The following is a 22,827-nucleotide window of genomic DNA, read 5'->3' on the forward strand; positions in this document are numbered from 1 at the left end:
CGGGGAAACTGAGGGATTTGAGAACCTGATGACAGTCGTTGATTTACATTTCAAAATCCAGTCCATGATGTTTAAGCCATCATAAACTAGACATTTTTATTGGTGAGAATATAGACATTTTGAATGGGTTCTAACATGTTATGTTATGTTAATTTCGTAAAACCGCCATTATGTTAAATTTAGAACATGTTACTTTAAGTTCATAGAGGCTTTGTTGCACAAACCTATCTGTAAAGGCTTTTTCAGCGATATAATTTTCAAATGAAGAAGCCTACACATAAAATCTACCGAACAACCAATTGGCCCGCATATAACCGAGCACTCGTTCATCGCGGAAATATTGCCATTTGGTTTGATCCTGCTACGCAATGGTATGCTCCATCAAAAGGCAAAATAAGGGCGAAATCAAACCTACTCCGATGCAGCCATCCAATGCTGCTTAATGATTAAATCCTTACTCCGTCTGTCTTTACGTATGGTCACTGGCTTTGTGCAAAGTCTGATTAAACTTTGCGGATGAGCAGCTACGAATATCAGTGATATTCGTACACCACGCTTTGTAGAAGACAAAAGCATATTAATATTGCAATCAATTACCAAAAAAGTAGCGATGGGCTGCATCTACTCATAGACTCTACAGGCATGAAGTTTCTAGGTGAGGGCGAATGGAAACGCAAGAAATATGGACCTGAATATCGTCGCCAATCGCGTAAACTTCATATTGGCATAGATGCTAAAACTCTACAAATACGCGCTATTCAGCTTACAACCAATAATGTCAGTGATTCACAGGTGCTTGGTGATTTACTTAATCAGATTCCACAAGATGAGCAGATTGACTCTGTTTATACCGATGGAGCTTATGACACCAAGCAATGCCGTGAGGTCATTGCAGATCGGCAAGCGCATGCGGTGATTCCACCTAGAAAAAAATGTGAAACCTTGGAAAGATACAAAGAGCAGCTCGCTAGATCGAAATGAATTACTTCGAACAGTTAATCTTGGAAGCAGTGCTTCTCAGGCAGGACACTATGGAAAAAATCAGGCTATCATCGGTGAAGTTTGGTTGAAACTAAGATGCACTGCATTAAATTATTAGGAGATAAACTCAGAGCAAGGCGTTTTGATAGCCAAGTCAATGAGATTCATGCACGTGTAGCAGTCCTCAACAGATTTACGGAATTAGGTCGACCACTTACCCAAATTACGCCTTAAATTTAGCTCAATTAGGGGCGCTTTGCATTTCAAATCTTTGTGCAACAAAGCTGTTTGAATAAAAACTTATCTAAGTATCTTCAATTTTAAGCATGGTTTGATTCTCTCTTTTCAAATAAATGGCCATGCAATACTCAGTAAAAATAATAGCCCTAATACGGTGCAACTAATTTGCCAAAAACGCAAAGGATCTCGTTCAATGATTGCTGGTGGTTTAGAGTTTAATAATTCTTTGGAAGGATGCATTAGATTATGAATGAGTTCAGACAAGGCCTCAAAACGATGTGTCGGTTCAATACTCAGCGCTCGGCCTAAAATTTTATCTAACCATATAGGTAAATCAGGCCGATATTTCCTGATGGAATAGTATTGAACTTTTTTAAGCTGCTTTAAACTGTTACAGCGAGCTAAATCTGTCCCATAAGGTAATTGTTTGGTCAGTAAATAATAGGCCATTACCGCCAAAGAAAATTGGTCTGAATGTACAGATGGCGAATGATCAATAAAATACTCCGGTGCCATAAATGCTAAGGTTCCGAGTGGTCGATTCGCATTTTTAGGATTAATTTCGACCAGGCCTCTTACTGCTGTTGAACCATAATCAATCAGTTTAATTTTCATGGCATTTTCTGCATTTATAACCATGATGTTTTCTGGCCGTATATCCTGATGCAGCATCTCCAGCCGGTGCATTGCATTTAAAGCCAAAGCTGTTTGTTGCAAAATTGGTAAAATCTCATCGAGATTTAAAGGCTTTTCCTGGCGATGCAGCCATTGAGCCAAAGTTTCACCCTGTAAATATTCATAACATTGGAATAAATATTTTTTCTCAGTGTTATGTGGATAACACTGCATCAGGTTGTCATGCTTCAGACGTTTTGATACCCAATCTTCGAGTTGAAATTGCTCTACGGCATACTTATCTTGCTGTAAATCTGCCCCCAAAGTTTTTATAACCAAAGGCTGCTGCTGAGTATCGTGTGCCAAATACAGGCAACTGCGATGATTTTGGTGCAAAATCTTATCAATCACATAGCCTTCAAAAACTTCACCTTTACTGAGCTGTTGTGGAAATACATAATCCTGCTGAATATGAAACTGATTCAGTTCAGGCAACTGTTCTACACGGATCACCTGGAAACTTAAGTTATCATCACTGCCCTGTTCTAAAGCTTTTTCAACGAATGCTTTGGCAAGTTGATTTAAATCTGCATCTATTAAAGTTAAATCTAATAATTGTTGATCTGTGACAAATTCATAGACCCCATCGGTCATTAGTAAAAAAATATCTTTTTCTTTGAGTTCAATATTTCGATAATCAATTTCAATACGATAATCCGCACCTAAGGCTCGACTAAGATAATGCTCTTTGGAAGACAACCAGACACGATGATCATGGGTTAGTAATTCAATTTCATGATCGCGAATGCGGTAAATACGACTATCACCAACATGAAAAACATGGGCTTGTTGCTGTTTTAAAATCAGTGCAGATAAGGTACAGACATACCCTCGGTCTTTATCAAAACGTCCTTGACTTTGTTGAGTCTGTGCATAAAGCCATGAATTGGTCGCGCGGATCACTCGTTCTGCTGAAGTCTGTGTACTCCAGGCATCTGAAGTAGAATAATAATCCGATAAAAAACTGCTGACTGCAGTTTCTGCTGCAATATGGCTGACATTGCTGCTACCGATTCCATCCGCTATAACACATGCAATACCTTTCTGTTTCAGCACATGTCCTTCGGGCAGATATACTCCATGGAAATCCTGGTTCTGTTGTTTAACTCCGGCAGTAGAATATTGCCCAATACTGACTTTTAATGTTTTTTTCATGCTGAAAGCTCAAAAAGGGATCTATATGATCCCTTTATAAAATGATGAATGTTAAAATTCTTTTTTAACACCAGTACGGACATGGGTGGTATAAAGTGCCAGACCTGTTAATGCCAAACCGCCCACCAGATTACCTAAAGCAACCGGCAGTTCATTCCATAGGAAGTAGTCAGCAATCGAGAAGTCACCGCCCATCATCATGGCAAATGGGAACAGGAACATGTTCACGACAGAGTGCTCAAAGCCCATGGCAAAGAACAGCATAATTGGCATCCACATGGCAATAAATTTGCCACTCACCGTAGTAGACATCATCGCGCCAATGACACCTAATGACACCATCCAGTTACACAGCATGCCACGGATAAAAATAGTCATCCAGCCGGCGAATCCGTATTCGGCATAACCTAATGTCCGCTCCTCGCCAATATGCGCAATTTTTACGCCGACAGGGTTTGGATCCGCTGCAAAACCCATGGTATAAACCGCTGCCATGAGCACCGCAACGACTAAACAGCCTGTAAAGTTCCCTACAAACACCAAGCCCCAGTTTTTTAGAATACGTCCCCATGTCACCCCTGGGCGTTTATCTAGCCATGCCAGCGGCGTAAGTACAAACACCCCAGTTAATAGGTCATAGCCCAATAAATACAACATACAAAAACCAACTGGAAACAGGAGCGCACCAATCAATGGTGATCCTGTTTGCACGGCTATGGTAATGGCAAATACCGCTGCCAAGGCCAGAATGGCCCCTGCCATAAAGGCACGAATCAATACATCACGGGTTGCCATATGCAATTTGGATTCACCCGCATCTACTACTTTTTTTGCAAACTCCGCAGGAGCAAGATATGCCATGTTGTCGTCCTCTTTTTCAATATACGGACCTGTTTTTCGAAAAAAAGACGCCTAAGATCATTGAAGACCTTAGGCGCCGTTGCCTTGAATATTAGAACAGGTAATGGTGAATGGCGTCGTTGCCATGTATATCGAAATATAAGCAAAAGCTATGCCACAAATAATTAACAATCACTTAAATATTCATTTTCTATTTAGCATGAACTCTAGAATGCTGTTGGCATGATATCTGCATTATGCGTTCTACATACATTCATTTGAGAATAATTTGGAGAGGATTATGATTACCCATCGTCAACAAGTAACTGACATGATCATTTCAGCGAAAGTTTTAAAGTCAATTAAGTGGTCAGATGTTGCCAAAGAGATTGGTCTTTCTAAAGAATGGGTAACCGCTGCATGTTTAGGTCAGATGGCGTTTAATAAAGAGCAAGCAGAAAAGATTGGTCAGATTTTTGGCTTAAGTGATGAAGCCGTTGCATGGCTACAGATCGTGCCATATAAAGGTTCCCTGCCAACTAGCGTGCCGACAGATCCGCTGATTTATCGCTGGTATGAGGTTGTCAGCGTCTATGGCATGACTATTAAAGAACTGATCCATGAAGAATTTGGTGATGGAATTATGAGCGCAATCGACTTCAGCATGGATATTCAGCGTGAGGAAAACCCGAACGGTGACCGGGTAAATGTCGTATTGTCTGGCAAGTTTTTACCTTATAAAACCTATTAATTAATCGTTTGATAAAGCCATCATATTGATGGCTTTTCATTTCTTCGTAAGGAGATCTTTTATATCACCGTCTTTATCCTTATTTAATTTTGACTATACACAGCTTCTGGGTATAAGAGGAACCGACATCAATATAGTGACAGTTATCAATCTGGGTATGTTTTTTGGCACTGTTGCAAATAGAGATTTGAGTCGATGATGTTCCCTTTAAAAAGTACTTAGAGACCGAAAACCCTGTTGATTAGACACACTTCACCCTGAGGCTGACCATAATAAAATGACGATGCTTGTCCTTTACGTAGTGCACGCATGACTTCAATACCTTTAATTGTGGCATAAGCAGTCTTCATAGATTTAAATCCTAATGTGGCCCTGATGATTCGCTTTAACTTACCATGATCACATTCAATGACATTATTTTTATACTTAATCTGCCTGTGCTCAATATCTACTGGACATTTTCCTTCTCGCTTTAATCGTGATAAAGCATGGCCATAGGTCGCTGCTTTATCTGTATTGATGACCCGTGGAATTTGCCATTTTTTCACCGTATTGAAGATCTTTCCTAGAAAACTATAGGCTGATTTACTGTTCCGTCTAGCGGAAAGGTAAAAGTCAATCGTATGCCCCCGTTGATCAACTGCACGATACAGGTAAGTCCATCGCCCCTTCACTTTGATATAAGTCTCATCCATATGCCATGAATGTAAATCTGTAGGATTACGCCAATACCAGCGTAACCGTTTTTCTATTTCAGGAGCATAACGTTGAACCCAACGGTAAATAGTCGTGTGATCAACATTCACACCCCGTTCGGCCAGCATTTCCTGTAGTTCACGATAGCTAATGCCATATTTACAATACCAGCGCACAGCCCAAAGAATGATTTCGCCCTGAAAATGCCGACCATGGAAAGGATTCATATGCTGCACCTTTAGCTAAAACAGTCTTCAGCTTACCATTCGTGGTTATTTGCAACAGTGCCAGCTAATGCCATATTTACAATACCAGCGCACAGCCCAAAGAATGATTTCGCCCTGAAAATGCCGACCATGGAAAGGATTCACATGCTGCACCTTTAGCTAAAACAGTCTTCAGCTTACCATTCGTGGTTATTTGCAACAGTGCCAATAAGAGTTCAAATATTCTATTTAATTGTCATTAAACCGGATTCTGGCAGGGTGATATATGGAAAATTTGGACGAATTAAAAAGCCTGCATTTGCGGGCTTTTTAATGTCTGGTTTGGAGTTAGTTATTTTTCTTTTCTAATTTTTGGGCAACGGCTAATTCACATTCTACTGGATGGAAGCTGACCAGATCTGCCGATGTACTTAACTTGCCATTTTCACGGTCGAAAATAAAAGAGACAGAACATTTTTGATTTTCCTGATCGGTGATTTGAACACCGTAATACCAGGTTTCCGCATCGCTAATCACTACGACGTTTTTAGTCTCACCTAAATTTTCTTTTAATACCGCCTGAGTTGGGGTGCTAATTGCACTAGCAATAAAATCTAATGAAACAGGTTTGTGCTCAGTGATTTTAGAGGTGATTTCTGGACTAAACAGTTGGTAATCATTACTGATTAACTGTTCATGATTATGTGCGTTTGCCAGTGATGCTGCGGATAGTGCTAATGTCAGCGTGATTAACTTGATTTTCATATTGTATCCCCATGATTCGAATATTTTAAAGTTTGAGTTTCTTTCAAATTTCTAAAATCATAAGTATCAACTAAAAAGTAAACATGTATTCATTACCAAAACCCTTTGAAATCTGCCCAACCCAACGCTCTATTTGATCTGCCTTCATCACCTTAAAATCCCGCCAGTTATACTTCATCTGCTTCCAAACCATCTCAATTCTATTCAGCTCAGGACTATACGCAGGTAGAAAATACAAAGTCGTTGAATACTCTTGTACAAGAAGCTTGCGCCAATCTACCATCTGTTTGCTGCAATGAATCGAGGCATTGTCAACAATCAACACCAAAGGAACTTGATAGCTGCGTTTCACCTGTGCTGCTACACCCATCAAATAGGCATAAAACCAGCGACTGTTAACGGATTCCTGTAGGCAACTGGTGATCAGATGACCCGTTGACAGCAGACAACCCATCACATTAACTCGCTTTAGTCTTACAGCATCAACCGCATGAACATCGCCTATCTTTGTCCATGCATAACGGTTATCTGGCGTAGCCGAAAATCCTGTTTCGTCGACATAGCCCAATACAATTTCACCACGTGCCGCTTGCTCACGTAATGCTTCAATCTGCTGTTGCGCTTGTCCAAATGCGGTCGGGTCTCTTTTTTTTCAAGCTGTGGCGGGTGCGTTTGAAGACCATGCCCGAATCTCGCAAAAACTTGCGAAGAGTTTCAACAGACACGGACACACCGTGTTTTTCATGCAGTTTGACTCGGATTTGTTCTGCATTGAGTGGGCTTGTGTTGACCCACTCTAAGATTTGAGCCTGATAGTTTGAGGTCAGTGTATTGGGACGGCCTGAGCGATGACCTTCTTGAATCGATTCAAACTGATGTAGCTCCCAATGTCGGCGTTGTAGCCTTATGGTTTCTGGGATACGCTCTTGTAACGCAGCAACTTCGGCAACAGTTTTACCTTCGGAAAGCCAGAGAATGGTTTGGGCACGTTGTCTTTCACGCCAATGTGCTGCATGCTTGGTCAGGAGAATTAGTTGTGCACGCTGTTCTAAGCTGAGTGGGACGGTAACAATCCGTGGCATGTGCAAACATCGTTTAACCAAAAATGTCTTTTCGCATGTTTAGTTGTTTTTGTCAACTTATACGATCTTAAAAATAATAAAGGGTTTGGAGATAAAATCTCATTTTTTTGTTTCACTCTGATGGGCATGCTGTTCCACAGTGGGAAAATATGCAGTCAGATCTTTAAGGATTTTGAGACCAATATATCGGAGACAGTTTATTTAACTGATGTTACGCATCCATTCTATATGTTGTAAATTTTAAAAAAATCGACCGCAACATGTAGTGGCGAAGATGCTCAAAAATACACTTATTGCGTAACATCAGTTATTTAAGTTAGGCTGCCAGTTTAGATTTGCTAAAATTTACATAACGCACGTTAGACAAATTGAGAAAAAAGCCAGTTCAATATGTACTGGCTTTTTAGTGTCACGTATATAAATCTAAGAATTGTTTTAATCGTTGCTAAGATGATGTTTCACGGCTTCTAAACCATTGATTTAAAGTTCAGGATTTTGACTGGCATGACCTTACTTTGGCGTGTGCTCTAAAATTACATTAGGCCATTCATTAAAGTTGTAAACCATAAATAGAAATGTCCGGTTTTCTATCCGATCAGGAATAACAATATTATTAATAAAAAACAATAAATTAAATAGTTGCTTAGTTTTCATAATGTATATATAGTGTATATACATTTTATTGTTTTAATGCCTTTGGGAATAAATATCTTATGACTGATCAACCCAAAAAAATAAAGGCCAACAAAAAAGATGGGCAACTCTTAATTCGCATTAACAGCACTGAACGTGATGAGTTCATTCAATTGTGTGAAGCTATGGACACCAGTGCCGCTAGAGAATTAAGAAAATTTATCCGTAGTTTTATGAAAAAAAATCAGTCAGCGGATATTCATACCAAGGAGTGACATCATGTCGAAGCAAGTTAAAATCTTGAAACAGAAGATCAAAGCACGTCTTGAAAAGATTTCAAAACACAAAAACAAGTTAAATAAGTTCAAAAAGCAGCTTAAAAAACAGAAGTAATATAGTGAGGATTAGTCTCACTAGAAAGTAAAAAAAAGCTGAATTTCCTATTAGGAAATTCAGCTTTTTTCATTATTTACTGTCGGGACTATACCAGCTCAGAAATAATATCTGCCAATACTTCGTCTGCTTGCGAAGTACTTTTCACAGAAGAAATTTCCTTTTTAATTTTAGTGAGAGATTTCCCAGTTTCTTTAAAAGAAAAAACGGTTTTATTTCCTGTGAGGATTAGAGGGGTAAGATTAGAGACTTCGCCTATTTTTAAAAATAGCTCTGCCACTCTGACTTGATGAGCATAAATAGATCGTAACTTTTGGGTAATTTCTAAAGCAGTCCGTTTATTCATAAATATATCCATTAATTTTATTAGATTTTTTGAACATTTTAATTCTTATAAACCCAATCTTAGCAGAACCAGTATCGATGAGTAAATGCCTATACAGCATCCTCAATAAATTAGCTGGGCTACAGCAGAATAAAGTCGTTGATAATAAAAGATTAGGTTCAGTTCTGGCGCATATCCAGCAACAGCATGAAGAGTTGGAGAAACAGAATAAACGTTCCCGGGCCAAGAAAAGTATGCCAAGCCGTAAAGCTCAGAAAGCCGATATTGAACAAAGAAAGTTAAATCCTGTGCTTGACTCTTGTAGTTAAAAACAGGACATTTTAAATGGTTTATCGCATAGACATTTTAATTGGTGAATAACATAACATAAAAAATCCTAGACTCAAATCTAGGGTTTAAATTTAAAAAAATACATAAAAATTAATAACATGGTATTAATATTGTCCCATTGTAATTTGTTTCAATTCTAATGAATTATGAAACTCAAAATGTAAATAATTATCAAATATTTTGTATTTAAGCCAACTGTTACTTTCTCTTTCGGGGGTTCCAAATAAATTAGCTACAGATTGCATCGTACTTTTGTGATTAATACCTGTGATCAGATTTTCTAAAAATGGGTATGGGTAATATTCTTCATTCTCTTTGACGTAGATGAAAATGGTATCTAGTATCTGATGTTCATTAAACCTGAACGTAATACCTCTCTTAAAAAATTGCCAATAGGATAGCTTTTCTCCACCAAAATTAGTCTCTAATGAGTCAAACTCACTTGCAACAAGAATAACTGCTTTCAAAATATCTGAACTTGACTCTTTAGTTCCAAGACAAGATAAAAAAACCTCTACATCACCTGAAAAATTCACTTATGACATACCTAAATCAAAATTTTCTTTATCCTTTGGTTTTTATCATATTAAAAATGAAATCTCTGATTCAAAGTTAAAATTTTCAAAAGCTGTATCCATTTAACATAAATCTCTTATACGAATTCTAGCCCTGCATAGGGCGGGCTAGATATAGCGATTAGACCCAATTCTCTAGCTTCAGACCATCAATTCGTTCAAATTCTTTTGTATTGTTCGTAACTAATACAACATCCAATGCCAAAGCATGAGCAGCGATCAGCATATCTAAGCTGCCAATCGGTTTACCTGTAGATTGAAGATTCTGGCGTAATTTGGCGTAATGCCAAATCGCCTGTTCATCGTAAGGAAGAATCTCTAAAGGTGACAAAAACTTGTTTAACGCCTGTTTATTGCGTTCAGATCCAGACTTCTCTACACCAAAAGCCAGCTCAGATGCCGTGATACTCGAAATCGCAAGCTGGCCGAGTTGATATTGCTTAAAGCGCTCAAAAACTTGTTGAGGCTTATTATTGATGACATAGATACAAATATTTGTGTCTAAGAGGTAAATCATCTGAACTCCTCACGGAGCTGTTCGCCTTGATCAGCTCGCTCCAATTGGAATCCAACCTCAAACTCATTTATTGCTTCTAACATGACATCCCAAGGATTGTCGATGGGCATGAGTAATACACCACGACCGAAGCTTTTGATGGCCACTTCCGTGCCATTAAAGCGAAAGGCTTTAGGCAAGCGAACAGCCTGACTGCGACCAGTTTGAAATACTTTCGCAATTTCCATAATTACCTCCCGAAACCAAGATATATATCATTGATACATATCTTAACATTAAATCTTGTAAAGTCAAAGTGAAATTAAAATCATAAGGCAATAAAAAAGCCCGACATCCTGTCGGGCTTTTTCATATCGGGGTGCTCGTCTTACTGATCTCGTGCTGCCCATTCCTTGCGCTATTTTCTTATTCTTGTTTTCTGGAAACATCCAGTTCTCTTATGTATTCATCATAGGGCTAATGCTTTGGATTACCAATCCTCAAAAATCTTAAATTCATGTAAGTTTTAGCTTACAAAGTTGGCCTATTTTATCCCAAGAGTTGTCCGCAGAAATTGGGGATTATTTATGAACTGTGACCCTTGAGAAATCAGGAAAAAATGCAAAAACGAATGTTTTTTGATCAATTTTATTGGCTAAAAGTTACAGTTTTGCTTAAAAAGAAACCGACTTGTTTCCAAGTCGGTTGAACGAGAACGTTCCAGAGGGTATGAATAACGATAAGATACTGATCTTAAAGTAATATTAAAAACACTGTTATTCACCAATTAAAATGTCTATGCGATAAACCATTTAAAATGTCCTGTTTTTAACCACAAGAGTCAAGCACAGGATTTAAATTTCTTTGTTCAATAACAGCTTTCTGAGCTTTATGAACCGTACCGGGTTTGTCGGAGAGTCAATATTCTGAGAGACTATCCCGATGACAAAATTAAAATATACCCCTGAAATCAGAGAAAGAGCGGTTCAATTATTGATTGAATCTGAAAAAGATTATCCTTCTACTTGGGCTGCAATCACAGCAATTGCGCCTAAGATTGGTTGTACTCCTGAAACACTTCGTGCCTGGCATCAAAAGCATTTAGATCAGCAAAATCCTATTAAAGTACAACAGATATCTGATCAAGAAAAAATGAAGCAAATGGAACGTGAAATTAAAGAATTAAAGCGTGCCAATGAAATTCTACGTAAAGCAGCCGCTTTTTTCGCCCAGGCGGAGCTCGACCGCCCACACAAATAATGGTGGATTTCATCCATAACAATAAAGACTTATATGGTGTTGATGCGATTTGTAGGATTTTACCGATCGCAGCTTCAACCTATTACCGGACTCTAGATCTCTGCGAAAATCCAGAACATCGAGCAAAGCGAGATTTACATGACTTGCATCATGCTGAGGAGTGACTATTAAGCCATGCCATAACAGCTATACAAAATAGAAAAAAGATACAAGGTAATATCCAAACTTTAGGATAACGTTCCAGTACCATTAACAATGTATAGAACTCTCCTCGTATTCAATTCCACATCATAAATCTTCCTTATCTCATGACACCCTGTTGCAAACTGTATTTCCATAACATTCTAAAGGCAGTATCTTTTGAATATTGCTTATACATAACCATTTTAGGACCTCAAATTCATCAACGGCTTTATTCGATTTCGCCCCCGTGTTAAGAGTTCTTTTGATGTAAGCATCCAGCTTGTTTTTAAGATTCAAGATAAAACCTCGAATAAAGTCTGGTAAATCTAATATCAAAAGTGCTCTGAGTTTGATCAGAACTTCAAATGATTTTTTTTGCATGTCTTATATTATTAGAATTAACTACTCTACCTCACTATATCGTAGAGTTCATTTCATCCAATCGACGTATTAAAGATTTTGATAAGAGTTGCTTAGAACATATAGCAAGCTATGGCTCACTCGACAGCCTATGTACATTGTATTTATTGCATCACTGGGGAGTAACAATTAATAGTACTGCTCTTTCTAATGATTGCTGTTCACTTCTCATAAATTCATTAGAGTTATTACTAAAAAGAAATCCTCACTTCCATCGTTCACATGTCTTTTTATTTGATGAATTATGTGATCAGATCTTCCTTATGGAATTAAAAGGATATAGTCGTCCACTCAAAATTAAATTAAATTGGCGAGAATACAGAAAGGAAAACTGGTCTAGTGAAGTTAAAGAGATATCTACAAAAGCTGAAGCAGATTTCCGTGTTCACCCCAAACTTCAAGACTTCATTCCAAGCACAGATCAAAACCTAGTAGAACTATAGAAAGAAACTGTTTGTTTAAGTTGATTTTATCTGCTTACCAGAATCTAAAAACAAAAAAACCACTTACGATTTGTACGCGTAAGTGGTTGTTTTATATGGTGGGCCCAGACAGAATTGAACTGTCGACCAACGGATTATGAGTTCATAGGTCTATTAAATAGCTATCAAAATATGACGTAAACTGATATCAAGCTTATTTCACACCTTATAGTGAAAAGTGTAGCAAGTTGCTACACAGTCATATAACGTCTTTTCCAAATATTTCATTCAATCGTTTTCTATTTTCTTTTACAAAATTTGGATTATTTTTTAATTTATATTTCATTTCTTTCTTAAATTCACTCATTGAACTGCCAGCTACAGCAAAATCCATTTGGAACATAATATCATTCACTATCACATTTGCTTGAGATTCAGTTAAGCACCCTTCTGTCTTAAACCACTTACTAAATTGTTTATAATTTGGATCGTTTGCATAGATGTACCAAGACCTTACAGTCATATCGAACTTCGCACCTAATTCTTTAACAAGCGCATTATCATCAAAATTGACATCTAAATAGATTTGAGTCTTATCATTAGTATTAGATACAACAACTTCAGTGGCATGCCTATTAAGAATTTTAAATCGAACTCCGACAATAGGTCGACCTTTCTTGATGGTATCGTATTCTAATTGAAGACTAGTCCTTTCATTAATTTCTTCAATAATTTTGTCTAAAACGTATCGTCTAAAATCAACCCAACGATCGTATTTTTTCTCCCCAATATCAATTAATGCTTTGATATTCTCAAGTGAAAGTTCAACCTCATAAGAATCTTGATTAGCATACTTAAATTCATTTTTGATAAAGTATGAATACAAACTCATACTAGTTACAGAGTCCAAAGCAAATAAATCTTTCAATTGATAGGTCGTAAAATTTCCATTTGCTAAACGAGTAAAATATGGAAGTACTTCACTGGTGAAACGTATCTGCAAAGCATTTTTAGCGTCATCTTCCCAACGGAGTTCACGAATAATTGGTACTACTGAGTGTACTTTTTTAACTTTACGCTTATTATCATCCACGGGCTCTTCAATTACAAAATGAGCTACTCGTGATGATAATTCTTTATAAATACGATCAATAGCAACATTAATGGAATTCTTTTTATCTAATCCTAATAGTTCGCCTAAATCATCTTTATGCAAATAAATATAAGTTTGCTCTGTAATTTCACGATCTTGATTATTCTTCTCACCATAATTCGCAACAGCCATTGCATAAAGTAGAGCTTTATACTCATTAGATGATAATTCAATTGGTCTAATCAGACGGTTACTAGTGCTGACTACTCCATTATGTCGAATATTACCAATACAATAAGGTAGATGTTCTAATTCTTCTGGTTCGTTGTGATTGCTCATAAGTGGAAAGATTAAAATATTTTCTACATGTTATACACAAAAGTGGAAGAAGATGCAAACCGCTCACTATTTTCTCTTGCTTACATTAAATTAACTCAGTTTATGCCCATCAAACATCTTAAGAGTGGAAGAAGTGTCACTATTAAAGTGCAATTTTGATACTATTCAGCCTTATGGTGGAATATCTATAAAACTAAACACTTTTAAGTGACAATTCTTCCACCTTTGAGAATTCATCCGTGTCGCTAAAGTAATCAATTTGAAAGTAGGAATAGCCTACAACACCACTAAAGTGGAATTACTTAACACATATTCCACTATTAAAGTGACAAACCTTCCACCATTCCGGTATTCTTGACTATCAAACATCATGTTATCAATTAAATTTTATACAAATAGTTTATCCACAGAATAAAAAACATCTAATGACAAGTCTTCCACCTTTATTTTAAGAAAAACAAACTTATCAACATCATAAGCAATTGAATTATATTGTTTTAAATTAAAAAATCCACGTTAAAATAAATCACAAGGACAAGTCTTCCACCATAGTGACAAACCTTCCACTTATCGGTGACAGACCTTCCACTTATTAGTGACAAACCTTCCACTTATCGGTGACAGATCTTCCACTTATCAATGACAGGCCTTCCACTTATCAATGACAGGCCTTCCACTTTAAAAACTCTATATATTTGTTTTTAAACAAATAAAATCAGTCTAATTATAATTAACTAATTAATATTAATTAATACTAATTAAAATTAGCTAGCTATATTTTTAAAAAAAGTTAAGAAATGTTTTTCCCACATCTTTTGAATTCAAAAGATAAAAATATGACAAAGGAACTGTAGCAAGTTGCTACAAATATCTTTATATTAAATGAAATCAAAGTAAATTCCTTAAGACAAATATGTCAACTAAAATCATTGCTGTAGCTAATCATAAAGGTGGTTGCGGGAAAACAACTACTGTAGTACATCTTGCTTCAGAACTTGCTGAATTAGGAAATAAGGTCTTAGTAATTGATCTGGATCCACAAGCAAATGCAAGTTTACATATAGGATTAAGACATCCTAGCGAAGTTGAAACTACATCAGCTGAATTACTTATTGGTGATATAAGTCTATTATCGGAAGCATTAGAAGAAGAAACAAAATTTAAAAATGTTTCCTTAATATATGGCTCATTAACTCTTGGTAAAACTGAAGATCAATTGAAAGATGATGCACCAAGACCATCCGAGGAACTTTCAAATAAATTGGAAATTCTAGAAGGATTATATGACTACATTCTTATTGATTGCCCTCCTAGCTTAAAATTACTAACCAGCAATGCTTTAGCCGCTTCGACACATGTTATTGTTCCAATTGAATCTGGTTCACAATACGGTCTCTATGGTGTTACTGATTTAATTAATCATTTAAGTAAAATTAGAAGAGTTAACCCTGAATTAGAACTCTTAGGTGCTTTATTAATTAAACATGATGAGCGTCAGAATGTATGTAAATTAATAAAAGATGAAGCATTTAATCAAGTTGGAGAATTATTGCATACCACAATTCCAATGAGCACTAAGGTTAATCAAGCTGCAATTTTGCAACAACCTTTATTATCTGTTGATAAAAACTCAAAAGTTCGAAAAGCTTTTGAAACTTTAGCACAAGAAATTGTTCAGCGTGTCGGATAATATAATTCTGGAAATACTATGGTAAGTAATAAAGAGCTATTGGCTAAACGTCTTCAGCAAAATACTCAAAAGCATCAACATGCCCAAAAGGAGCATATTAACGATGTCAAAGAGCTAAGACGTAATGTACAAATTACAGATATTCAGGCTAGCCCTAACCAGCCTCGAAAACTCTTTAATCAACAAGATATTGAAGATTTAGCAGCATCAATTGAGGAAATTGGGCTATTACAACCAATTGCAGTTCGTAGAATAAATGATAAATATGAGTTGATTGCTGGTGAAAGACGATTGAAAGCCCACCAATTTCTCAATAAGAACACCATTGAAGTAATCATTATTGATGCATCGGATGAAGAAGTTGCTTTATTAACATTAGCTGAAAATTTAAAGCGAGAAGATCTGACAGATTATGAAATATATGTTGGATTAACTTCTTTGGATGAAAAATTAAAAAAAAATAAGCAGAAGTTAGCAAAGTCATTAGGTATGAATCGTGAAGATATGTATAAATATTTATCTTTTGAAAAATTACCTGGAGAGTTGATTGAAGATTTGGAAAAACAGCCGTCATTATTAGCACGGACCGCTGCTACAGCAGTGAAAAAGTTTCTATCAGATCATGAAGAAAACCATGAAAATGCTAAAGAAGCATTATTCGAAGCATGGTCAAAATTGCTTAAAAAAGAAGTTGAACAGACAAAACTGGCATCACTAGCTGAAAAAATCTTTAAGTCAAGAGAAACGAAAGAAGTAATTCAAACTTCAATTGTACATAAAATTGAATATGATGGGAAAGTTGCTGGTAATATCAAATTTGACCATAATACATTAAAGATATCTTTAAAAATCGGACAATTTGATGATCAAAATTTACAAGAATTAGAAGCTTTCCTAAAAAGAATGTTAGAAAAATAAAGTAAAAAAATAGTGTAGCAACTTGCTACACTATTTTTTGCAATTAGGAAAATTTATATAAGTAGTCATAATAATATTTTCATAAATTTGTCATTTAAATTGAATATTTAAAGCGTATTTTTCGACCATCCTAAGATGAGTCGATGCAATGCTTTGGCATAAGAAAAAATTTAATAAAAAATTAATAAGTTTGGCATGCTGTAGTTTGGGCACAGTTATTTTGATGGGCTGTCAAAGTCCTGCTTTAGTTCAATCAACTTCTACTTCAGTACAACCATCAAAACAGCCTCAACGTGTGGTTTTTTTCTTGGGAGATGGAATGGGTATCACGACACTAACAGCTGCACGAATCTATGCTGTTGGTGAAGACGGGCAACTGCCGATAGATCAACTTCCAGAGTCAGCATTTGTTCGTACTTTCTCAGAAGATGCACAGGTTACAGATAGCGCACCATCGATGGGTGCTTATATGACAGGTGTAAAAATGAAAAATGAAGTGATATCCATGCAGACTGGAACAATTGCAGTAGAACCAGATCAGGCTGGAAACCATCAATGTGGAACCAATCCTCAGAACCAGAATAAGCAAGACACCCAAACTTTACTCGAATTGGCCAAGGCACAAGGTTGGGGTACAGGTGTAGTCACGACAACTCGCATTACGCATGCTACACCAGCATCGACTTATGCCCATATTTGTCATCGTGATGCTGAAAATGACATAGCATCCCAATTAGTACCAAGTTCGCAAGGTGATACCTATCAGCGTTATAACGTCAAATTAAAAGATGGGGTTGATGTGATTCTAGGCGGGGGTAAGCGTCAATTTCTGCCGAAAGATCAAGGGGGAGAACGGATAGACCAACGGAATTTGATCGCAGAAATGCAACAAGCAGGCTATCGAGTGGTCTATGATCAAACTCAACTCTCCCAGATGAAGTTAGGAAAGAATGAAAAATTATTGGGTTTGTTTAATACTAGCCATTTAAATTATGACTTAGATCGAACCAAAAAAAACTTGCCTGAACCTAGCTTAAAGCAAATGACGTTGGCCGCTTTGGACATTCTAACCCAAAATAAAAATGGTTTTTTCCTGATGGTTGAAGGGGGACGTATAGACCATGCTTTACATGACACCAATGCTAAGCGTGCATTACAGGATACAATTGCCCTAAACGAGGCTTTGGATGCAACCATTAAAAAACTTCGACAAAGTGACCCTGAATTAAAAAATACCTTGATTGTGATAACTGCAGATCATGATCACACTCTAATTTTAAATGGCTATGCCAAGCGTACTGGAAAATATGTACAAGGTCAGGAAACCAGTGTACTAGGTTTGGTTAAAAACTATGATCGTGCGGGTTTTGCCAAAGATATTCATGGACAACCTTATCCGATTATTGGTTTTGGTACGGGCAAAAAGCGTCCGACACAAAATCGGATGGATGACCTAGTAATCAATTTGAAAGACAGTGATATCTGTCATCCAGTACAGGGTCCACAACCTAAACAAGGTGAGAAATATAGTTTTACTTATCCTTTGAGTGAAACTGGTTGGTGTACGGGAGCTGCTGCGGATGATTTCCAGCAAGAAGCCGTGATTCAGACAGGTTTTAAAGATAAAGAAACTGATGTGTGCTGAGAAAACAGGAGGTTTTAACTTGGTAAACTATAGACACTCATCAGGAGTTTACCATGAGCAAGAAACAGAAGACTTACACCGCAGAATTTAAAGTTGAAGCAATAAAATTGATTGAAGCCAATCAAGGCAATGTATCGGAAACAGCCAGACAACTTGGCATTTCAATGCAAACTCTTTCAAATTGGAATAATAAAGCAAAGACTGGCACCTTAGCAGGCACTAAACAATATTCACCTGATCTAAATGCCTTACTCGAAGAAAATAAAAAGCTCAAACAACAGCTCAAAACAGCTGAAATGGAACGTGAATTTCTAAAAAAGGCAGCAGCGTACTTTGCGAAAGAAAGTCAGTAAGGTACGCCTATATGAAACAGCAAAGATATTTATTCCCGATTAGCTTTATGGCTAGATTACTTCACGTTTCAGTGTCACGATTTTATGATTGGCTAAAACGAGGCATGAATAAAAGATTGGTTCAGCGAAATCAACAGACAATTTTGGTCAAAATAGCTCATGAGGAAACTAAACAAAGCTATGGCTATATTCGATTAACTAAGCATTTACAAGCGCAAGGTATCAAAATCAGTACGTATGCTGTACGTCAAATAAAAAAGCTCAACCAGCTGTATTGTAAGCGTCATAAGCGTTTCAAAAGAACTACGAAGAGTGATCATAATCGAGCGATCTACGCAAATTTACTAGAGCAACAGTTTTCAATGACTAAGCCCAATCTTGCATGGTCAAGCGATATTACATACATTTGGACTGCTGAAGGTTGGTTATACTTGGCAGCAGTAAAAGACCTGTACACGAAACAAGTGGTTGGCTATAGCTTAAATGAGCGTATGACCGCACAACTTGTTTGCAATGCACTGACTATGGCGATTCGTAATCAAAAACCAACGAAAGGCTTAATTGTTCATTCGGACAGAGGCAGCCAATATTGCAGCCATGAATATCGAAAGATACTGGAAAAATGTGATTTTCAAGGTTCAATGAGCAAACGTGGGGACTGTTACGATAATGCACCGATTGAAAGTTTCTGGGGCATACTCAAGAATGAATTAGTGCATCATTGCAACTATAAAACCAGAGATGAAGCTAAAGCAGATATTACAAAATACATTGTGTTATTTTATAATCAGCGAAGAATTCAAAAGAGTTTGGATTTTAAAACGCCAAATCAAATAGCAGAGAACTTTTATCGGTTAGCTGCCTAGCATATCCCAAGTGAAAGTCTCCTGCTAATTCAGCACATATCACTTCATAGTTTATTTGTGAACCGTAAAGATATTAGAGGAATGATATTATCCTCACTAATTCAAAATATTATTAATCGTTATCTTGAATCTTATACAACTGAATCCGTAGAAGATCAAACTGAATACAGAATCAGGATTAGAAAACCTTATGAAGATCTAGGTGAAATCGCCATCATCTTTCTTGCAAATCTCGCTTTAAATGAACACGTTCAAAACATAGTTGAACGACTTCAACACAGTATGGAAATTACTGATTTTGATCCTCTCCAGTATGGTAAAAGATATCCAATTGTATTTCCTCCCCATCCAACAAAGCTATCAGTTGAGGTAGAAGGACTTTGGTTAGATGATAATAAAACACGGTTCTTTATCACTCGATTCAAAAAAGTTGACCCGATTGATGACCATACTGAACCGTACCGGGTTTGTCGGAGACCACTTTTCTTGAGAGAATGTCCCGATGAAAAAAGTAAAATACACCCCTGAAATCAGAGATAGAGCGGTTCAATTATTGATTGAATCTGAAAAAGATTATCCTTCTACTTGGGCTGCAATCACCGCTATTGCTCCCAAGATAGGTTGTACTCCTGAAACTCTACGTGTTTGGTATCAAAAATATTTAGATAAACAAAACCCAATTAAAGTACAGCAACTTTCAGATCAAGAACGTATTAAACAACTCGAACGTGAAAATAAAGAACTGCAACGTGCTAACGAAATTCTACGTAAAGCAGCCGCTTTTTTCGCCCAGGCGGAGCTCGACCGCCCACACAAATAATGGTGGATTTTATCCAGAACAATAAAGATCGATATGGTGTTGAAGCGATTTGTAGAATTTTACCGATTGCAGCTTCGACCTATTATCGGGCTTTAGATCTCGTTGATAACCCAGAACATCGAGCGAAACGTGCTCTGCATGATTTACATCATGCAGAGCAAATCAAACGTATTTGGAAAGAAAGTTTAGGTCGATATGGTGTGCGTAAGGTCTGGCAACAATTGAAACGTGAAGGTTATGTTATCGCACGTTGTACAGTTGCTCGATTGATGCAGAAGCTAGGTATACAAGGTGTTTGGCGTGGTAAGAATAAACAAACCACCCGTAGCCGAGATGATCAAAAACGAGCAGATGACTTAGTAAAACGCAATTTTAATGCAGATCATCCTGACCAGCTGTGGGTCGCTGACTTCACGTATATTCAAACTCATTCAGGCTGGGTCTATACCGCCTTTATTATTGATGTGTTCTCGCGAGCAATTGTTGGATGGAAAGTATCAACACGTATGAATACAGATATGGTGCTCGATGCACTGGAGCAAGCATTGCATGATCGAGGCATGCCAAAGAACGTGATTCATCATAGTGACAGAGGCGTGCAATATCTTTCCATTCGTTATACCAATCGTTTAGAAGCAGCAAATTTACGAGCATCAGTCGGTACGACCGGTGATTCATACGATAATGCTTTGGCTGAAACGGTGAATGGCTTATACAAAACAGAGGTGATTGAATATTTAAAAGCGGATTGGCAAGGTTTAGCGGATGTACAACTTGCGACACTAAACTGGGTAGATTGGTTCAATAAAGAGCGTGTACACAGTGCACTGGGTTATGTATCACCTTTTGAGTTTGAAGCAATGTACTATGATAAGATTAACCCGTTAGGTCAGGTGGCCTAACTTAAATAAAAAAGTCTCCGACAAACCCGGTACGGTTCATACCATTGATGTAAATCAAGACCACATTAACACTATCCCCAAAGACGATGAAAAGAACCCAATTCCTCGGGAAAAAAGCAAAAATAAGAATGAACATATCAATACCCAAAAACCGCCATCAAAAGTAAATGGTGAATACCGAAAAAGGTCTGATGTAGAATCAGGAAACACCAATGGTATATTGAAGTATTCATTTAATGAACCTACTACCGATCCAGTAGAAGTTGATTCCTATATTCGACCATATACAGATAAATCCGAAGATGTTGAGACATCATCCGATGAACCGCATGGAAATGAAAAAACAAATATCAAAAAGTCAGAAACTACAGATAAACCGCCTACAAGGGATGAACGTTTTGACATTCCGTATATTATTGAATCACTTCAAGCATTAGCGTTAGAGAAAGATTCTCCATTGCAAAAAGTCTATGCTATTAATGAGTTTGGTGAGGGAATAGAAGGCTTCAACCTATTGCAAATCAAAGAACTTGTTCCTAATCCTAATCACCCGTCTTGGATTGATGATAAGCTTGGAAGACAACTATTATTTCTAAAACTAGAACTCAAAGATAGAATTGATCACTACTATTTAATTGATATACATAAAAATAGAAACCATGAAGCTTTCTGCGCTTTCCTTATCATTACTCCTTACAGATTAACTGGAGAACAGATAAGTAAAATATGTATAGAACTTGAAAGTGCAAAAGGGATTAAAAAATGGATGGCCCATTGCGAACATTTTACTAAACAAATTATTTCTCTCAAACATTCTTGGGCAACTCCTGATGAATGGAAAAATAAATTCAAGAATCTTTTTAAGGCATTAAGCAAATAATTTAACTTATTAGTTATAAGTAGATTATAAAATATTATCAGGTATAAACAGGATTCTTGTCATATAGAACTTAGATATGAGCCAAATTTAATTTTGGCTCATATCTTTCAAATATATCATTGAAAAATTCCTTTCAAATCTTTTGGTACGCCAGAAGCAGTTTCCATTTGCCCCTTACTATTTTTCCAGATCATTGCAGGTGTAGCATAAAAACCATACTTGGTCATCATTTCTTCATTACTTTCAATTTTTTGGGCAATGTTCGCTGGGATTGGTTTCATTTCTTTTATCTTCTGCTTCCCTTTGGTCGCATTAAATTCTTCAAAAACCTTTGCTGGATTTGCAGCAGCAAGTAATGTTGCTGCCTGTCCTCTACTTTCTGGACGAATCACTGCCACTTGAATATGACGTAACTGGACTTTTCCTGATTTTACATAAGGACGGGCTTTTTCCCAAAACATATGACAGTATGGACAGTTTGGATCTGAGAATACATAGACAATACGGGGTGCATTAACATTGCCGTCCTGAATATAAGCGGATTTACCCAAACTTTTCCAGACATCATCCAATACGGATTGTTTAACATGCTTATTTAGGGCATCAACAGTCAGGTTATCGCCTTTGGCATTATGTAAGTCACCAATGATGTAATATTTCTGGTCATTGGAGATAAAGACTGTTGCAGGATTTTGTTGCATATGTCCTGCCCAACCCGTCATTTGTGCGGGGGCTTCTATCTGTTTTACAAAGCTAAAGCCCTCTTTTTCCAGTTGCTGCTTAATTGTGGGTACAGCAGCAAATGTCTGAGCGGCACTCAGGGATAATATTAAGCCAGACATTAACTTTAAATGAGCGTTCATCAGGTTACA

At 37.0% G+C, this 22,827-nt stretch carries 20 protein-coding genes, 7 pseudogenes and 2 other annotated features; of the genes and pseudogenes, 13 read left to right on the forward strand and 14 right to left on the reverse strand.

Going from position 1 to position 22,827, the window contains the following annotated elements:
- Positions 1-261 precede the first annotated feature (261 nt).
- Positions 262-1,215: pseudogene (locus Q9Q86_RS16565) on the forward strand (IS5 family transposase).
- 111 nt (positions 1,216-1,326) lie between these two features.
- On the opposite strand, the gene Q9Q86_RS16570 reads toward Q9Q86_RS16565, so the two are convergent.
- Positions 1,327-3,051 carry a bifunctional protein-serine/threonine kinase/phosphatase gene (locus Q9Q86_RS16570; protein ID WP_112987699.1) on the reverse strand — a complete coding sequence of 575 codons (1,725 nt, stop codon included), beginning with the start codon at positions 3,049-3,051 and terminating at the stop codon, positions 1,327-1,329.
- A gap of 51 nt (positions 3,052-3,102) precedes the next feature.
- Positions 3,103-3,912, reverse strand: coding sequence for a formate/nitrite transporter family protein (locus Q9Q86_RS16575; protein ID WP_008303564.1), 810 nt, complete (start codon positions 3,910-3,912; stop codon positions 3,103-3,105).
- Positions 3,913-4,192: 280 nt separating this feature from the next.
- On the opposite strand from Q9Q86_RS16575, the gene cynS reads away from it, so the two are divergent.
- Positions 4,193-4,642 (forward strand): cyanase, encoded by a 450-nt coding sequence (cynS, locus tag Q9Q86_RS16580; RefSeq protein WP_017480642.1) that lies wholly within the window; start codon positions 4,193-4,195, stop codon positions 4,640-4,642.
- 79 nt (positions 4,643-4,721) lie between these two features.
- On the opposite strand, the pseudogene Q9Q86_RS16585 reads toward cynS, so the two are convergent.
- From Q9Q86_RS16585 to Q9Q86_RS16610, 6 genes and pseudogenes are all read right to left on the reverse strand, one after another.
- Positions 4,722-4,808, reverse strand: a pseudogene (locus Q9Q86_RS16585) (serine/threonine-protein phosphatase 2); the annotation flags it as partial.
- 52 nt (positions 4,809-4,860) lie between these two features.
- Positions 4,861-5,565 (reverse strand): IS6-like element IS1008 family transposase, encoded by a 705-nt coding sequence (locus Q9Q86_RS16590; protein ID WP_019383564.1) that lies wholly within the window; start codon positions 5,563-5,565, stop codon positions 4,861-4,863.
- A 66-nt stretch (positions 5,566-5,631) separates the two neighbouring features.
- A pseudogene (locus Q9Q86_RS16595) lies at positions 5,632-5,709 on the reverse strand (IS6 family transposase); the annotation flags it as partial.
- Positions 5,710-5,892: 183 nt separating this feature from the next.
- Positions 5,893-6,309: a hypothetical protein gene (locus Q9Q86_RS16600; RefSeq protein ID WP_016165159.1), complete on the reverse strand. Its 417-nt coding sequence runs from the start codon at positions 6,307-6,309 to the stop codon at positions 5,893-5,895.
- A 70-nt stretch (positions 6,310-6,379) separates the two neighbouring features.
- Positions 6,380-6,919: an IS630 family transposase gene (locus tag Q9Q86_RS16605; RefSeq protein WP_112987680.1), complete on the reverse strand. Its 540-nt coding sequence runs from the start codon at positions 6,917-6,919 to the stop codon at positions 6,380-6,382.
- Positions 6,915-7,391 carry a helix-turn-helix domain-containing protein gene (locus tag Q9Q86_RS16610; RefSeq protein ID WP_004677047.1) on the reverse strand — a complete coding sequence of 159 codons (477 nt, stop codon included), beginning with the start codon at positions 7,389-7,391 and terminating at the stop codon, positions 6,915-6,917. The genes Q9Q86_RS16605 and Q9Q86_RS16610 overlap by 5 nt, the downstream gene beginning before the upstream one ends.
- A 713-nt stretch (positions 7,392-8,104) precedes the next feature.
- On the opposite strand from Q9Q86_RS16610, the gene Q9Q86_RS16615 reads away from it, so the two are divergent.
- Positions 8,105-8,299, forward strand: a complete 195-nt coding sequence (locus tag Q9Q86_RS16615) for a hypothetical protein (RefSeq protein WP_016165158.1) — start codon at positions 8,105-8,107, stop codon at positions 8,297-8,299.
- Between the two features lie 206 nt (positions 8,300-8,505).
- On the opposite strand, the gene Q9Q86_RS16620 is transcribed toward Q9Q86_RS16615, so the two are convergent.
- Positions 8,506-8,763: a hypothetical protein gene (locus Q9Q86_RS16620; RefSeq protein ID WP_016165156.1), complete on the reverse strand. Its 258-nt coding sequence runs from the start codon at positions 8,761-8,763 to the stop codon at positions 8,506-8,508.
- 83 nt (positions 8,764-8,846) lie between these two features.
- Between Q9Q86_RS16620 and Q9Q86_RS16625 the strand changes: the two are divergent.
- Positions 8,847-9,071: pseudogene (locus tag Q9Q86_RS16625) on the forward strand (ISNCY family transposase); the annotation flags it as partial.
- Between the two features lie 126 nt (positions 9,072-9,197).
- Here the strand turns inward: Q9Q86_RS16625 and Q9Q86_RS16630 are convergent.
- The 3 genes from Q9Q86_RS16630 to Q9Q86_RS16640 all read right to left on the reverse strand — a co-directional run bounded on the left by Q9Q86_RS16630 (position 9,198) and on the right by Q9Q86_RS16640 (position 10,412).
- The gene (locus Q9Q86_RS16630; RefSeq protein WP_004763240.1) at positions 9,198-9,629 is read right to left on the reverse strand and encodes a hypothetical protein; all 432 of its coding nucleotides are present in this window, start codon (positions 9,627-9,629) and stop codon (positions 9,198-9,200) included.
- A 160-nt stretch (positions 9,630-9,789) separates the two neighbouring features.
- Entirely contained in the window at positions 9,790-10,185 is a 396-nt protein-coding gene (locus tag Q9Q86_RS16635) for a type II toxin-antitoxin system VapC family toxin (protein WP_000639719.1), read from the reverse strand.
- On the reverse strand, positions 10,182-10,412 hold the full coding sequence (locus Q9Q86_RS16640) for an antitoxin (protein WP_000401521.1): 231 nt from the start codon (positions 10,410-10,412) through the stop codon (positions 10,182-10,184). Before Q9Q86_RS16640 ends, Q9Q86_RS16635 begins: the two co-directional genes overlap by 4 nt.
- Before the next feature lie 694 nt (positions 10,413-11,106).
- Here Q9Q86_RS16640 and Q9Q86_RS16645 point away from each other — a divergent pair.
- Both Q9Q86_RS16645 and Q9Q86_RS16650 read left to right on the forward strand, forming a co-directional pair.
- A pseudogene (locus Q9Q86_RS16645) lies at positions 11,107-11,585 on the forward strand (transposase); the annotation flags it as partial.
- Positions 11,382-11,498 (forward strand) — a sequence feature (AL1L pseudoknot). Its footprint overlaps the pseudogene before it by 117 nt.
- A 387-nt stretch (positions 11,586-11,972) precedes the next feature.
- Positions 11,973-12,470: a hypothetical protein gene (locus Q9Q86_RS16650; RefSeq protein ID WP_004726987.1), complete on the forward strand. Its 498-nt coding sequence runs from the start codon at positions 11,973-11,975 to the stop codon at positions 12,468-12,470.
- A gap of 238 nt (positions 12,471-12,708) precedes the next feature.
- Here the strand turns inward: Q9Q86_RS16650 and Q9Q86_RS16655 are convergent, their stop codons facing one another.
- The gene (locus Q9Q86_RS16655) at positions 12,709-13,881 is read right to left on the reverse strand and encodes a replication initiation protein (RefSeq protein ID WP_000064928.1); all 1,173 of its coding nucleotides are present in this window, start codon (positions 13,879-13,881) and stop codon (positions 12,709-12,711) included.
- A 913-nt stretch (positions 13,882-14,794) separates the two neighbouring features.
- On the opposite strand from Q9Q86_RS16655, the gene Q9Q86_RS16660 reads away from it, so the two are divergent.
- From Q9Q86_RS16660 to Q9Q86_RS16690, 7 genes and pseudogenes are all read left to right on the forward strand, one after another.
- Entirely contained in the window at positions 14,795-15,571 is a 777-nt protein-coding gene (locus tag Q9Q86_RS16660; RefSeq protein WP_000104830.1) for a ParA family protein, read from the forward strand.
- An 18-nt stretch (positions 15,572-15,589) separates the two neighbouring features.
- Positions 15,590-16,489 (forward strand): ParB/RepB/Spo0J family partition protein, encoded by a 900-nt coding sequence (locus tag Q9Q86_RS16665; protein ID WP_016165153.1) that lies wholly within the window; start codon positions 15,590-15,592, stop codon positions 16,487-16,489.
- Positions 16,490-16,637: 148 nt separating this feature from the next.
- The gene (locus tag Q9Q86_RS16670) at positions 16,638-18,134 is read left to right on the forward strand and encodes an alkaline phosphatase (RefSeq protein ID WP_227540311.1); all 1,497 of its coding nucleotides are present in this window, start codon (positions 16,638-16,640) and stop codon (positions 18,132-18,134) included.
- Positions 18,135-18,187: 53 nt separating this feature from the next.
- Positions 18,188-19,353 (forward strand): IS3-like element ISAba21 family transposase gene (locus tag Q9Q86_RS16675; protein WP_089024808.1). Its coding sequence is split into 2 segments (ribosomal slippage): positions 18,188-18,446 and positions 18,446-19,353, totalling 1,167 coding nucleotides; the frame shifts between segments, so codons are not numbered across the junction.
- A 42-nt stretch (positions 19,354-19,395) separates the two neighbouring features.
- A pseudogene (locus Q9Q86_RS16680) lies at positions 19,396-19,803 on the forward strand (hypothetical protein); the annotation flags it as partial.
- A gap of 52 nt (positions 19,804-19,855) precedes the next feature.
- Positions 19,856-21,075 (forward strand): IS3 family transposase gene (locus Q9Q86_RS16685; protein ID WP_100833221.1). Its coding sequence is split into 2 segments (ribosomal slippage): positions 19,856-20,132 and positions 20,132-21,075, totalling 1,221 coding nucleotides; the frame shifts between segments, so codons are not numbered across the junction.
- Positions 20,131-20,247, forward strand: a sequence feature (AL1L pseudoknot). (Overlaps the previous gene by 117 nt.)
- Positions 21,076-21,112: 37 nt before the next feature.
- Positions 21,113-21,955: pseudogene (locus Q9Q86_RS16690) on the forward strand (hypothetical protein); the annotation flags it as partial.
- A gap of 116 nt (positions 21,956-22,071) precedes the next feature.
- On the opposite strand, the gene dsbG reads toward Q9Q86_RS16690, so the two are convergent.
- Complete coding sequence (gene dsbG / locus Q9Q86_RS16695) at positions 22,072-22,818, reverse strand: thiol:disulfide interchange protein DsbG (RefSeq protein WP_016165187.1); 747 nt, start codon at positions 22,816-22,818, stop codon at positions 22,072-22,074.
- Between the last annotated feature and the right edge of the window lie 9 nt (positions 22,819-22,827).

The organism is Acinetobacter sp. A22 (assembly GCF_030913345.1).
GTDB lineage: Bacteria > Pseudomonadota > Gammaproteobacteria > Pseudomonadales > Moraxellaceae > Acinetobacter > Acinetobacter junii.

What these genes read in the sequence shown, in the direction of transcription:
- Q9Q86_RS16650 (WP_004726987.1), top strand. Translation starts at nt 11,973, where the DNA reads ATGATTTTTTTTGCATGTCTTATATTATTAGAATTAACTACTCTACCT.
- Q9Q86_RS16660 (WP_000104830.1), top strand. Translation starts at nt 14,795, where the DNA reads ATGTCAACTAAAATCATTGCTGTAGCTAATCATAAAGGTGGTTGCGGG.
- Q9Q86_RS16655 (WP_000064928.1), bottom strand. Translation starts at nt 13,881, where the DNA reads ATGAGCAATCACAACGAACCAGAAGAATTAGAACATCTACCTTATTGT.
- Q9Q86_RS16570 (WP_112987699.1), bottom strand. Translation starts at nt 3,051, where the DNA reads ATGAAAAAAACATTAAAAGTCAGTATTGGGCAATATTCTACTGCCGGA.
- Q9Q86_RS16600 (WP_016165159.1), bottom strand. Translation starts at nt 6,309, where the DNA reads ATGAAAATCAAGTTAATCACGCTGACATTAGCACTATCCGCAGCATCA.
- Q9Q86_RS16575 (WP_008303564.1), bottom strand. Translation starts at nt 3,912, where the DNA reads ATGGCATATCTTGCTCCTGCGGAGTTTGCAAAAAAAGTAGTAGATGCG.
- Q9Q86_RS16590 (WP_019383564.1), bottom strand. Translation starts at nt 5,565, where the DNA reads ATGAATCCTTTCCATGGTCGGCATTTTCAGGGCGAAATCATTCTTTGG.
- Q9Q86_RS16610 (WP_004677047.1), bottom strand. Translation starts at nt 7,391, where the DNA reads ATGCCACGGATTGTTACCGTCCCACTCAGCTTAGAACAGCGTGCACAA.
- Q9Q86_RS16640 (WP_000401521.1), bottom strand. Translation starts at nt 10,412, where the DNA reads ATGGAAATTGCGAAAGTATTTCAAACTGGTCGCAGTCAGGCTGTTCGC.
- Q9Q86_RS16665 (WP_016165153.1), top strand. Translation starts at nt 15,590, where the DNA reads ATGGTAAGTAATAAAGAGCTATTGGCTAAACGTCTTCAGCAAAATACT.
- Q9Q86_RS16635 (WP_000639719.1), bottom strand. Translation starts at nt 10,185, where the DNA reads ATGATTTACCTCTTAGACACAAATATTTGTATCTATGTCATCAATAAT.
- Q9Q86_RS16620 (WP_016165156.1), bottom strand. Translation starts at nt 8,763, where the DNA reads ATGAATAAACGGACTGCTTTAGAAATTACCCAAAAGTTACGATCTATT.
- Q9Q86_RS16670 (WP_227540311.1), top strand. Translation starts at nt 16,638, where the DNA reads ATGCTTTGGCATAAGAAAAAATTTAATAAAAAATTAATAAGTTTGGCA.
- dsbG (WP_016165187.1), bottom strand. Translation starts at nt 22,818, where the DNA reads ATGAACGCTCATTTAAAGTTAATGTCTGGCTTAATATTATCCCTGAGT.
- cynS (WP_017480642.1), top strand. Translation starts at nt 4,193, where the DNA reads ATGATTACCCATCGTCAACAAGTAACTGACATGATCATTTCAGCGAAA.
- Q9Q86_RS16615 (WP_016165158.1), top strand. Translation starts at nt 8,105, where the DNA reads ATGACTGATCAACCCAAAAAAATAAAGGCCAACAAAAAAGATGGGCAA.